Source organism: Nocardia sp. NPDC058114, from assembly GCF_042884695.1.
Classification (GTDB): Bacteria; Actinomycetota; Actinomycetes; order Mycobacteriales; family Mycobacteriaceae; genus Nocardia.
In genome coordinates, this window is the sequence record NZ_JBHVTK010000018.1 from 1 (window position 1) to 12,591 (window position 12,591).

Annotated in this window: 6 protein-coding genes; 4 read left to right on the top strand and 2 right to left on the bottom strand. The window is 68.8% G+C overall.

From position 1 onward, the window contains the following. Window positions 1-228 precede the first annotated feature (228 nt). Complete coding sequence (eccE, locus tag ACFVVI_RS34210; protein ID WP_387448975.1) at window positions 229-1,968, bottom strand: type VII secretion protein EccE; 1,740 nt, start codon at window positions 1,966-1,968, stop codon at window positions 229-231. Between the two features lie 118 nt (window positions 1,969-2,086). On the opposite strand from eccE, the gene eccB reads away from it, so the two are divergent. Next, window positions 2,087-3,595 carry a type VII secretion protein EccB gene (gene eccB, locus ACFVVI_RS34215; protein ID WP_378993623.1) on the top strand — a complete coding sequence of 503 codons (1,509 nt, stop codon included), beginning with the start codon at window positions 2,087-2,089 and terminating at the stop codon, window positions 3,593-3,595. A 49-nt stretch (window positions 3,596-3,644) separates the two neighbouring features. Here eccB and eccA read toward each other — a convergent pair whose 3' ends face one another. Further along, window positions 3,645-5,486, bottom strand: a complete 1,842-nt coding sequence (eccA, locus tag ACFVVI_RS34220) for a type VII secretion AAA-ATPase EccA (RefSeq protein ID WP_378993622.1) — start codon at window positions 5,484-5,486, stop codon at window positions 3,645-3,647. 157 nt (window positions 5,487-5,643) lie between these two features. On the opposite strand from eccA, the gene eccD reads away from it, so the two are divergent. Genes eccD through eccCa form a run of 3 tightly spaced genes read left to right on the top strand, consistent with a single transcriptional unit; the run spans window position 5,644 to window position 12,589 of the window. Next, a complete protein-coding gene (gene eccD / locus ACFVVI_RS34225; RefSeq protein WP_378993621.1) occupies window positions 5,644-7,104 on the top strand; it encodes a type VII secretion integral membrane protein EccD in 1,461 nt (486 codons plus the stop codon). Beyond that, complete coding sequence (gene mycP, locus ACFVVI_RS34230) at window positions 7,101-8,513, top strand: type VII secretion-associated serine protease mycosin (RefSeq protein WP_378993620.1); 1,413 nt, start codon at window positions 7,101-7,103, stop codon at window positions 8,511-8,513. The genes eccD and mycP overlap by 4 nt, the downstream gene beginning before the upstream one ends. An 8-nt stretch (window positions 8,514-8,521) precedes the next feature. After that, the gene (gene eccCa / locus ACFVVI_RS34235; protein WP_387448981.1) at window positions 8,522-12,589 is read left to right on the top strand and encodes a type VII secretion protein EccCa; all 4,068 of its coding nucleotides are present in this window, start codon (window positions 8,522-8,524) and stop codon (window positions 12,587-12,589) included. Window positions 12,590-12,591: the final 2 nt, after the last annotated feature.

Here is a 12,591-nt window from a genome sequence, read left to right on the forward strand (position 1 = left end):
GGACTCGTGCCTTCGGCACTTTGTCCCGCCCCGTTTTTCGGGTGGCCGGGCCGCTACGCCCGCTGCGCGGGCGAGGGCCTCCTCGAGGTCGGCCCGTGGGGGTTGGGTTGTGCGGGTCGGGCTCGTACGGGGTGGACCCGTGCGAGGTCGGCCCGTATGGGGTTCGGTTGTGTTGGTGCTGGGTTCGTAGTGCGGTTTTCCCGAACTGGGTGTGAAGTCGGGCAATTCTCAGCGGGCCGCGAGTGATTCGCCGATGTAGTGCATTTCGTCGGGGGTGGTCACCATCGACACCGTCGCGCTGCCGGTGCTGGTTCGGACCGTGATCCGGTTCGGGGCGTACGGGTCCTGGATGAGGGTCACGTCGGGTGGCAGCGCGTCCGGATCACGTTCGGTGGTGCGGATTTCGACGAAGGTCGCACCGCCCAGGTGGGTGGTCGGCGCGATGCCGTCGAACACCAGGACGGTGGTGGTCGGATACGGCGCCGCGGGGACGGGTGGCGGGCCGGGGGGCGCCTGTGGGGTCGCGCCCGCGGCGCGTGGCGCGATCGACAGCAGCTGGGGGGTAGCCAGATTGGCGACCATCGACTGCCACGCCTGCGGGCGCGTGGTGTGCACGACGGCGTGCGCGCCGAGCGCGGTGGCCCGCAGGACCACCTGCTGAGCCAGGTCCAGGTTCCCGATCACGTCGACGTGGCGTGTGCCCGCGCCGATCAGCGGGACGGCGATGCCCTGGCCGCGTTCGTCGGCGCCGATCAGCTGGCCGCAGCCGGTCGTCGGCACGGCGATGTCGGTGAGTGCGGTGAGGGTGCCTCGGTAGCCGTCGCGGCCACCGAGGGCGTCGGCGGCGCCGATGGGCAAGGTGTCGAGCAGGATTCGCCGCTGGCTGCCGGGGAGCTCGCGCAGACCGGCGATCGGCGCCTTGTCGTAGGGCTCCACCGAATCGAAGCGGACCACGGCGTTGAGCACGACGGTCCCCGCCTTGTCGTCCGCCCGGCCGATCCGGCCCGCGCCGGGGTGCAGGCGCAGCGTGACTGTGGTCGACAACGTGGGCAGCGACCAGATCTCGGCCAGTCCGTTGGTGCCGATCATCGGTGCGGTGAGCTGGTAGTGGGTGAGGTGCCTGCCGTACTCGGATTCCAGGCCGTGCGCCGACTCGGTCAGCCGCAGCGGGTCGAAGCCGTAGGACAGTTCGCGCAGCGCGCTGTTCATCTCGGTCGCGGTGAGCACCGCGGCGTCGATGCCCTGGGTGGCCAGCCGATTCGCGACCCGGCGGGTGGCGATGATCATGGTGCGCAGCGCACCGGTCGCACCGCCGCCGCGCTTGTCCACCGCGGTCGCGTTGGCCACGGGGTCCAGGCGCAGCACGAGCCAGCAGGTGCGGTGCGCGATGGCGGGCAGCGGGCCGAGAATCCGGTTGTACAGCTGTGCGGCCGCGCCGGTGCCCGCGGTGCGCGCGCCGGTGGAGATCACATCGATGCTCACCAGGCCCACATCGAATTGCTCGAGGCAGCGCGCCACTTCGGTGAGCGGCAGCAGCTGGTCGGCACTGAGCGAGCCGCGACGCAGGAGAGTGAGGGTGTCCGGCGGCGGGTCGATCCGCAGCATGGTGAGCAGCAGGTCGCCGTCCCAGCGCACCCCGCAACCGCCGCCCTCCGGCAGCGGTACGTCGAACGCGGGCGCCCGATCGAGGGTGTCTGCGCGGCCGCGCAGGCGACGGGCCAACCAGTCGCCGATGCGGACCGCCGGGGGCCGTCGCCGGATCGGCACGAGCCCGATCAACAGCACGACCGCGGCGCCGCCGATCGCGCCGTAGACCGAATCCGTCGTCGCCAGCACGATCCAGGCCACGATCGCCGCGAGTATCGCGGTCGGCACACACGCACGCAGCGGGTACATCCGGAACAACCAGAATTCCGGGTCACGCAGGGTGTCGTAGACGTGTGCGCTGCCGGTTTGCCCGGCGTTCATACTGTTGTTCAAAGCCGTTGTCCCCGCTTGGCGTACGTCGAATCATGGTGAAGGACAAGTTCCGGATTTACGGTACCGTGTCCGACGAGATGGTGATCAACTCAGCAATGGAGTCCCTGTGCCGGCACAGCTGACAACCAAAGCCCAGGTCAACGGTTATCGCTTTCTGCTACGCAGGCTCGATCATGCCCTGGTCCGCCGTGACGTGCGCATGTTGCACGATCCGATGAAGTCGCAGAGCCGGTCGCTGATGGTCGGCGCGGTCCTCGGTCTGATCATCGTGGCAGGGGCGGCCATCCTCGGCTTTCTGAAACCACAGGGCGCGATCGGCGACGCGCTGATCGTCACCGGGAAGCAGAGCGGCGCCATGTATGTGGTCGTCGAGGCGAAAGAGGGCGAGAAGACCCTCCACCCGGTGCTCAATCTGGCCTCGGCCCGGCTCATCGCCGGCGACGCGCAAGCCCCGAAATCGGTGAAGGACGACAAGCTCGGTTCGATGCCACGTGGTCCGCTGCTCGGCATTCCCGGCGCCCCGGCGGCCATGCCGGGTTCCAAACAGGGGTCGAGCTCGAATTGGACGCTGTGCGAGACCACCCCGCTCTCGGCCGCGGGGAGCGCGTCCGGCGCGGGCGGCGGCCTCACCACCGCCATCGTCGGCAAGCTCGAGACCGGCGACCGGATCGGCGCGGTCGGCGCCGACGACGCCATGCTGATGCGCCACAGCGACAAGACCTTCCTCCTGTACAAGGGCGCGAGGGCCGAGGTCGACCCGACCAACTCGGTGCTCGCCAGGACGCTCGGGCTGACCGGTCAGCAGGTCCGTCCGATCGGTAGCGCGGTGCTCGGCGCGACCACCCAGGCCCCGCCGCTCGCCGTGCCGACCATCGAGCGCGCGGGCGAACCCGGCCCCGGCAAACTGTCGAATGTGCCGATCGGCGGGATCATCTCGGTGACCGGCGTGGAGGCCGCGGGCAAGGAGACGATGTACGTGGTGCTCGCCGACGGCGTGCAGCGCGTCTCGGAGTTCACCGCCGACCTGCTGCGCAACGCCGATTCGCGGGGTATGCGCGAGATCGCCGAGCTGGCGCCGGATGTACTCGACCGGATGCCGATGCTGCACACCTTGCCGATCGACGCCTTTCCCGAACACAAGCCCCGGATCCTGTCCGCCGAGGACGCCCCCGTGGCGTGCGTGAACTGGGCCAAGGACCCCGGTGAGGCGACCGCGCAGGGCAAGTCGGTGGACGGGCCGACCGAACGCGCCACGGTGACGTTGCTCGCCGGAACGAAACTGCCGCTGGCCGGATCGGCCAAGCCGGTGACTCTCGCGACCGCCGACGGTTCGGGCAACCGAATGGATGCCGTGTACCTGGCGCCGAGCACCGGCGAATTCGTGCAGGTCACCGGCGTGGAGCCGGGGAGCTTGCGGCGTGAATCGCTGTTCTATGTGGCCGACAACGGGATTCGCTACGGCATCCCCGACGCCGCGACCGCCGCGGTACTCGGCCTCGGGGACAAGCCGAAGCTCGCGCCGTGGTCGATCATCGGCCAGCTCGTCCCCGGCCCGACGCTGTCCGCGAAAGACGCACTGACCAGCTACGATTCGTTACCCTCGGCCAGTAAGTAGCCGAAAAGAGCGGGGCCTGGCGCGCATTCGCACCGGGCCCCTTCGGCGTTCAGCCCAGGTTCGGGATCTGTCCGATATTGAGGGTGGCGACGATCCCGGCGAGCGCGGTCCGCATGTCCGGCTCCTCGATGCGCATCAGCACGTCGTCGTCGACCTCGGCCAGGTCGAGCCCGTCGGTATTGGCCAGCCGGAACTCGCGTTCCTCTTCCGCCGACTCGATCACATTGCGGATGAAGCGACCGTTGCCTGCCAGGTCCACACCGCGGCGCGGTTGCCCGCTCTGGTCGGTGCTCTCCAGGTTGTACAGGTAGTCGCAGGTCTCGATCAGGGTGGCCAGCGACTCCGGCGAGAGTTGGGAATCCCGGCTGCCGGCCACGATTTCGCCGATCTGCCCGAGTTCGGCGGCCGTGTAGGAGGGGAACTGCAGACGCTTGGCGAAACGCGAGGCCAAGCCGTCGTTGGCGGCGAGCAACCGGTCGATCTCGCCGTCGTACCCGGCGATGATCACCACGAGCCGATCGCGGTCGTTCTCCATGCGCGCCAGCAGCGTGTCCACGGCCTCGCGACCGAACGCGTCACCGCCCGAAAGTCCGGTCTGGATCAGCGTGTAGGCCTCGTCGATGAACAGCACGCCGTCCATCGCGCTGTCGATCAGCTTCTCGGACTTGATCGCCGTGCCGCCGAGGTTCTGGCTCACGAAGTCGACACGCTTGGCCTCGACCACCTTGTCGGTCTTCAACAGCCCGACACCGCAATAGATCTTGGCGACCACTCGCGCGATCGTGGTCTTACCGGTACCGGGCGGGCCGGTGAAGGCCAGGTGCTGGCCACGGGACTGACTCGACAGGCCCTTGCCCGCACGGATCTTGGCCAGCTGCGCCGAGGACTGCAGCTTGGCCACCTGGTTCTTCACCGAGGCCAGTCCGACCTGCTTGTCGAGCTGTGCGCGGGCCTCGGCGAGCACGGTCTTCGCCCGGTCCTCCGCGGCGGCTTCGTTCATCGAGGCCAGCGTCGGCGCCGAGCCGGAATCCCACTTGTCGGTGCGCGCGTCGATCACCTCGCGGCTGGTGACCACGATCCGGAAGGTGCGGTCGCGCATGGCGGTCGTGTTGGCGGCGAAATCGGGCAGTTGCGAGTAGACCTGCTCGAACAGCTTCTGGGCCTCGGCCTCGTTGCCCGATTCCCGCAGGCACAGGCCACGGTTGTACATGGCGGTGAACTTGGCCGACGGAATCGGGCCCGCCTCGGCCTGTTCCATCCGCCGGATCGCCTCGCCGAACAATCCCAGCTGCGCGCACGCGGTGCCCACCATCACATTCGCACCGGTGGCCAGATAGGGGTCTTTCCAGCTTTCCGAGCCGGCCAGCACGGTCATCACGTCCGACCAGCGCTGCGTGTTGTAGTGCAGGATGCCGCGGATGTAGGAGCTGATCCGATCGTCGATCTGCTTGTCGGGGTCGTCGGCGCGACCGCCGCGCAACCTCGCCAGTTCGTCGAGCACCTGCTCGGCTTGGTCGTAGTCGGTGTCGGCGATCAGCTGCGATGCCCAGGCCAGCCAGATCTCGGTGAGCCCGGCCAGCGGGTAGTCGATGTAGAGCCCGGGCAGGAACCGGCCGGCCATGGCGCGCGGGGCGAGGCCGATCCTGCGCTGCTCGCGACCGAGTGAATCAAGGCTGGTCCGGTGCAGATTGAACAGCACCTCCTTGGTCACCTCGCCGGCGGCCGCGCGGCCCAGCCACGCGTCGCACATCGACGAATCCCATTCCGTCGCGCGCTGGAAGGCCAGCTTCGCGTACTCCTCGTCGCGCGCGGACTCCTGACCGTCGATGGACAGACCGAGCGAGAGGACGCCCGCGTCGAAGGCGCGCTGAGCCTGGCGAATGTCTGGCATGTGGTGTCGGACCCCGAAATCTTCCTCTGATGGACAGCTGGTGTTCAATCCGGCGGTAGGACTTCGATCGCGCCGGTTTGCCCTGTCCGTTAGATTAGGTAACGCTGCCGTGTGGTCGCAACGGAAGTAGTCAGCTACGACTGAGAGTTCATCACTGGTGTCGACGTTGTTAGGCAATGAGCCCGAACTATGCCGAGTTTCAGTGATCGGGGGTGATACGCAGCTCGACATAGGTCTGCCCGCCACGGTGCCGATCGCCGGATTCATCGGTGATCTGGTGGCGCTGATCCGTTCGCGGGATCCGCGCCTGCCCGACGGCGACGAGGACTCCGCTCCGATCCGCGCCCAGCACTGGACGCTGGCGCGACTGGGGCAGGACCCCCTCGCGCCGAGCCGCACGCTCACCGAGGCCGAGGTCTACGACGGTGAGCTGCTGGTGCTGAGCCCGGTGACCCGCAGGGAGTCGCCCGCGCTGTTCGACGACGTCATCGACGCCGTATCCCGGCTCACCGCAGGCGAGTTCCGCGGTTGGTCCGGATCGGCGGCCCGCTGGGCCGGGCTTGTACTGGCGACTGTTTCGATCATCGCCGCGCTCGCGCTGCTGATCGTCTCGCGCACCCACACCGATCCGCTCGCCCCGGCGTTCGCGCTGCTCGGCACCGGGATCGCCGCGTCGGCGGCGGCCGGAATCGCCGCGCGGAAATTCACGGATTCGATTACCGCGAACTGGCTTTCGCTGGACGCGCTGCTGCTGTTGTTCGGCGGTGGTGCGCTGGTGGTGCCGGGCGTGCTCGGTGCGGGCAGCCTGTTGCTCGGCAGCGTGATGCTCCTGGTCGCCGCGGTGATCGGGTATCGGGTCACCGGAATCGGAGCCGGATTGTTCGCCGCCGCGATCACGCTCAGCGTGTTCGGCGCGGTGTCGGGTGTGATCTACCTGATCTGGCATCCGGGGCTGGCCAAGCTGTTCGCCGGTGTGCTCGTGGCGGCGGTGATGCTGCTGTCGTCGGTGCCACGGCTGGCCGCGGTGACGGCACGGCTGCCTATTCCGCCGGTGCCCACGGCGGGCGGGGCGATCGATCCCGCCGATCACGAACAGCGCCCCACCATCGAGGGCGTCGGCGCGGTCGGCGCGATCGCGCTGCCTTCGGCGGCCGGGCTCGGCGAACGTGCCCGGGTCGCGAATCAGATCCAGACCGGCCTCGTCGTCGCCTGCGCGCTCGCCGCGCTGATCGGTGCCGTGGGCGCGGCCGACCCGTTCGGCTCGTTCCACTCCGGCGGCGTCGCGCTCGCGGCGGTCGCGGGGATCGTGCTGTGTCTGCGCGGTCGCTCCTACGCGGACCTGGTGCAGGCCGCCACGCTGATCATCGCGGGCGCGCTCACTCTGTTCGCGTTGCTCACGGGCCTCGGCCTCGGCCACGAATCGCTCGAATTCGTCGCGGTGGCACTGCTGTTGGCGACCGCGGGCGCTGTGATCGGGTTCGGCGTCATCGGACCCCATGTCGAAGTGACACCGGTGACGCGGCGGATGATCGAGATCTTCGAGTACCTGTTGATCATCACGATGATCCCGCTCGCGCTGTGGGTGATGGATGTGTACTCGACCGCCCGCAACATATGACCGGCGCAGCCATGCGGCGCGCGCTGCTGCGGCTCACCTGTGCGGCGACCGTGCTCGGTACGGTCGCCGGATTCCCGGCGCCCGCGGGCGCCATCGCTCCGCCGCGCATCGATCCGGGCGCGCTCGACGCCGCGCTGGCGCTGAGTGGTAGGCCGGCTCCACTCGAGGCGACCGAACAGCGCGAACTGTGTGCCGAACCGGTGCTGCGCGGCAACGCCCCGGTCGAACCGCCGATGTCGCAGCAGGTCCTCGATCTGCCCTCGGCCTGGCAGTTCAGCCGGGGGGCCGGGCAGAAGGTGGCCGTGATCGATACCGGCGTCAACCGGCATCCGCGCCTGCCCGCGCTGCAAGCGGGCGGCGACTACGTGAGCGATACCGACGGCACCGTCGACTGCGACGGCCACGGCACACTGGTGGCGGGCATCATCGCCGCCCGGCCCTCACCCGACGACGCGTTCGTCGGGGTCGCCCCGGACGCGGAGATCCTGGCCATCCGCCAGCTCAGCCTCGCCTACGACCGCAAGGACCGGGCGGGTTCGGTCAAGGAGGACGGTGCGCTGCGCAGCGACGGCTACGGCAGTGTGCTCACCCTCGCCGGTGCGGTCGTGCGCGCGGTGGACATGGGGGCCACCGTGATCAACATCTCCGAAGTGGCTTGCACCGCAGCCGGTTCCAATACCGCCGACGGCGCGCTCGGCGCCGCCGTGAAGTACGCCTACGACCGCAACGTGGTGGTCGTGGCGGCGGCGGGCAATGTGGAGCAGGGCGGGCCGTGCCAGAACCAGAACGAGGGGTCCGGCTGGAGTTCGGTGACCACTGTCCCGTCCCCGGCGTGGTTCACCCCGTACGTGCTGTCGGTCGGTTCGGTCGACGCCGACGGCCAGCCCTCGGCGCTGTCGCTGCGCGGGCCGTGGGTCGGGGCCGCCGCGATCGGCCGCAACATCGTGTCGCTGGACAGCAAGCCCGGTGGCACCGGGCTGGTCGACGGCGTGCAGACGATGGAGGGTGTACAGCCGGTCGACGGAACCAGTTTCGCCGCACCGTATGTCGCGGGGTTGGCCGCGCTGATCCGGTCGCGCTTTCCGGACTTGTCCGCGCAGCAGGTGATCGAACGGATCACCCGCACCGCGCACGCACCGGGGCGCGGCCGTGACGACGCCATCGGCGCCGGTCTGATCGACCCGCTCGCGGCGCTCACCGCACCGTTGTCCGCCGAGCCGCCCAGCAGGGGCGCCGACATCGGCCATCCGATCGCCGAACCCTACGTGGCGCCGGAACCGGATTCCCGCCCGCGCCAGGTCGCGATCGCCGGATCGCTGTTGCTGTTGGCCGCCTTGGGAATCGGCGCCGCGTTCGGGTTCCCGTTCCGCCGCCGCGGTGTTGACCTCAATCAGGAATTCGAGGAGTAGAGGGTTCGATGGCAACCGAAGGTTTCGTCCGTCGCCCCCGGATCGCGCCGCCGCGCGCACCGGGTGGTGAAGTAGCGCTCACCCCGCCGCCGGAGATCCAGCGCGCCATCCCGTCGCCGCTGATGATGAAGCTGATGCCCGTCATCATGGTGGTGGCGGTGGTCGGCATGATCGCGATGATGGTCACGATGGGCCGCAATCTGCTGGCCAATCCGATGATGATGATGTTCCCGATGATGATGCTCATGTCGATGGTCGGCATGATGGCGGGCATGCGCGGCGGTGGTCCCAAGCGCGCCGTCGAGCTCAACGAGGAACGCAAGGACTACTTCCGGTATCTCGACCAGGTGCGCAAGGACGTGCGCACCACCGGCACCAAACAGCTCGAGACGCTCGGCTGGAGTCATCCCGAACCCGCCGATCTGCCCTCGCTGATCGGTAGCAGGCGGATGTGGGAGCGCCGCCCCAACGACCCCGACTTCGGGCATGTGCGGGTCGGCGTCGGCAGCCACCGCCTCGCCACCAAGCTGGCCAGGCCCGAAACCGGCCCGCTCGAAGACCTCGAACCAGTGTCCACGGTGGCGCTGCGCCGTTTCGTCCGCACGCATTCGGTGGTGCACGAACTGCCGACCGCGGTCTCGCTGCGGGCCTTCCCCGCCATCAATATCGGTGGCGACCTCGACGAGGGCCGCGAGCTGGTGCGGGCCATGCTGATGGAACTGACCACCTTCCACGGGCCGGACAATCTCGTCGTCGCCATCGTCTGCGCCGATCCCGATACGCACTGGGCCTGGGCGAAATGGCTTCCGCACGTGCAGCATCCGTCGGTGCGCGACGGACTGGGCTCGGCGCGGATGATGTACACCTCGCTGGGCGAGCTCGAATCGGCGTTGCAGACCGAGCTGATGGAACGCGGCCGGTTCATGCGCAATCCGCAGCCCACCCAGGGCCGGTTGCACCTGGTGGTGGTGATCGATGACGGCTACATCAGCGGCAACGAGCGCACCATCAGCGAATCCGGCCTCGACTCGGTGACCGTGCTCGACCTGACCGCGCCGGAGAACGGACTCGCGGCGCGCCGCGGCCTGCAACTGGTCGTCGCCGACGGCGCGGTGTCGGCGCGCAGTGCCGCCGGGGTGGAACGGTTCGCCACGGCCGACGAGGTCAGCTCGGCCGAGGCGGCGGCCTTCGCGCGCTCACTCGCCCGCTACCGGCTCGCGACGGCCGCGCAGATCGTCAGCCTGGGGGAGGGCACCACCAGCGACCCCGGCCTGATGGCCCTGCTGCGCATTCCCGACGCCGCCCAGATCGACCCGGCCAGGGTGTGGCGACCGCGAACCGCGCGGGAACGCCTGCGGGTGCCGATCGGCATCACCCCGGACGGCACGCCGGTCGAGATCGACATCAAGGAGTCGGCCGAGAACGGCATGGGCCCGCACGGCCTGTGCATCGGCGCCACCGGCTCGGGCAAGTCGGAGTTCCTTCGTACGCTGGTACTTTCGCTGGTCACCACGCATTCGCCGGATGCCCTCAACCTCGTGCTCGTCGACTTCAAGGGTGGCGCGACGTTCCTCGGCCTCGACTCGCTGCCGCACGTCGCGGCCGTGATCACCAATCTCGAGGACGAGCTCTCGCTGGTCGACCGCATGAAGGACGCGCTCGCCGGTGAGATGAACCGCCGCCAGGAACTGCTGCGCTCGGCGGGCAACTACGCCAACGTCACCGACTACGAGAAGGCAAGGGCGGCAGGCGTTCCGCTCGATCCGCTACCCGCGCTGTTCGTGGTGGTCGACGAGTTCTCCGAATTGCTCTCGCAGAAACCGGATTTCGCCGAACTGTTCGTGATGATCGGCCGTCTCGGTCGCTCGCTGCACGTGCATCTGCTGCTGGCCTCGCAGCGCCTGGAGGAGAACAAGCTGCGCGGCCTGGAATCGCACCTGTCCTACCGGATCGGTCTGCGCACCTTCTCGGCCAACGAATCGCGCGCGGTACTCGGCATCACCGACGCCTACCACCTGCCCAGCGTGCCCGGCGCGGGCTACCTGAAAAGCGATGCCTCCGAACCGCTTCGGTTCAACGCCAGTTACGTCTCGGGTTCCTATGTCGCGCCGGTCGGCACGGTCATCGACGACGACGGCGCGCCGGTCGGCGGGCAACGGCCCGTGGTGTTCACCGCGGCCCCCGTCGAAGCCGCCGAGCTCGAGCCGGAACACGACGAGACCGACCCGATCCTGCGCGGCCGGCCGGAACTCCCACCACCGCCCCCGCCCGGTGGTCAGAGCGCCGAGGAGGGTATCCCGGATTCGTTGCTCGACGTGGTGGTCAAGCGGCTGACCGGGCACGGCAGGCCCGCCCACGAAGTGTGGCTGCCACCGCTGGAGGAATCGCCGACCGCCGACATGTTGCTGCCCGACCCCGACTGGCGATCGCCGGTGAACCGGCACGGTCAGCTGTGGATGCCGATCGGTGTCATCGACAAGCCCTACGAGCAGCGCCGCGACGTGCTCACCATCAATCTCGCGGGCGCACAGGGCAATGTCGCGGTGGTCGGTGGCCCGCAGTCGGGCAAGTCGACCACCTTGCGCACGATCATCCTGGCCGCGGCCGCCACGCACACGCCCGAGCAGGTGCAGTTCTACTGCCTCGACTTCGGTGGCGGCAGCATGGCCGGTCTGGTCGGGATCCCGCACGTCGGTTCGGTTGCCGGTCGTCTCGACGGCGATCGGGTCCGGCGCACCATCGCCGAGCTCACCACCCTCATGCGGCAGCGCGAGGAACGATTCGCCGAGCTCGGCATCGAATCCATGGCCGAGTTCCGCCGGCGCAAGTTCTCCGCGCTCGAGGCGCGACAGATCAACGGGACCACCGCCGCACCGGGCGACCTGCTCGCCGCCGACCAGTTCGGTGACGTGTTCCTGGTGATCGACGGCTGGGGCGCCATCCGCGAGGAATTCGACATCCTCGAACCGCTGATCAATGCCATTGCCACCCAGGGTCTTTCCTTCGGCGTCCACCTGATGATCGGCGCCTCGCGCTGGGCCGAGATCCGGCCGGTGGTCAAGGACCAGGTCGGTACCAGGCTGGAGCTGCGCCTGGGCGACCCCGGTGACTCGGAGATGAATCGCCGCACCGCGCACCAGGTTCCGGTCGGCAGGCCGGGCCGGGGTCTCACCCGCGAACAGTTGCACATGCTGATCGCGTTGCCCCGCCTGGATTCGGACTCCGATCCGTCCACGGTCGCCGACGGTGTCACCAGGGCGCGCGAAGAGCTCATCGCGCTGTATCCGGGCCGCCGTGCCCCGCAGGTGCGCATGCTGCCGCTGAGCTTCCCGCGCGACGAGGTCGTCGCCACCGCCAAGGGACAGGGCGTGAAGCTCGACCGCAGCAAGGTCGTCGTCGGTCTCGGCGAGTCCGAATTGCAGCCGCTGGTACTGGATTTCGGTCTCGAACCGCACTTCATGGCCTTCGCGGACGTGGAATGCGGCAAGACCACGCTGCTGCGCAACATCGTGATGAGCATCGCCGAACAGTCCGACGCGTCCGAGGCGCGGGTCATCCTGATCGACTACCGGCGCACCATGCTCGGTGTGCTCGAGGGCGATCAGCTGGCCGGATACTCGACCTCGTCACAGACCTGTGGGCCGATGATCGCCGAGGTCGCGGGATACCTGGCCAAGCGAATTCCCGGTTCCGACATCACCCAGCAGCAACTGCGCGAACGCAGCTGGTGGTCGGGCCCGGAGATCTATGTCGTCGTCGACGACTACGACATGGTGGTCACCGGATCGGTCAACCCCTTCGCCCCGCTGCTCGAATACCTGCCGCAGGCACGCGATATCGGCCTGCACCTGGTCGTCACCCGGCGCATCGGTGGCGCGTCGCGGGCGCTGTACGACCCGGTGCTCGGCGCGATGAAGAACCTGTCGGTGCAGACGCTGATCATGAGCGGTTCCCGGGACGAGGGAAAGCTGATCGGCGATGTCCGCCCGAGCAAGATGCCGCCCGGCCGAGGCACGCTGGTCTCCCGCAGCCAGGGCATCGAACTCGTGCACATCGCCGACCTGCCACCGCTGTAACC

Excerpts from the sequence above, each read along its gene's own strand:
- eccE (WP_387448975.1), bottom strand. The coding sequence starts at position 1,968 with ATGAACGCCGGGCAAACCGGCAGCGCACACGTCTACGACACCCTGCGT.
- eccA (WP_378993622.1), bottom strand. The coding sequence starts at position 5,486 with ATGCCAGACATTCGCCAGGCTCAGCGCGCCTTCGACGCGGGCGTCCTC.
- mycP (WP_378993620.1), top strand. The coding sequence starts at position 7,101 with ATGACCGGCGCAGCCATGCGGCGCGCGCTGCTGCGGCTCACCTGTGCG.
- eccCa (WP_387448981.1), top strand. The coding sequence starts at position 8,522 with ATGGCAACCGAAGGTTTCGTCCGTCGCCCCCGGATCGCGCCGCCGCGC.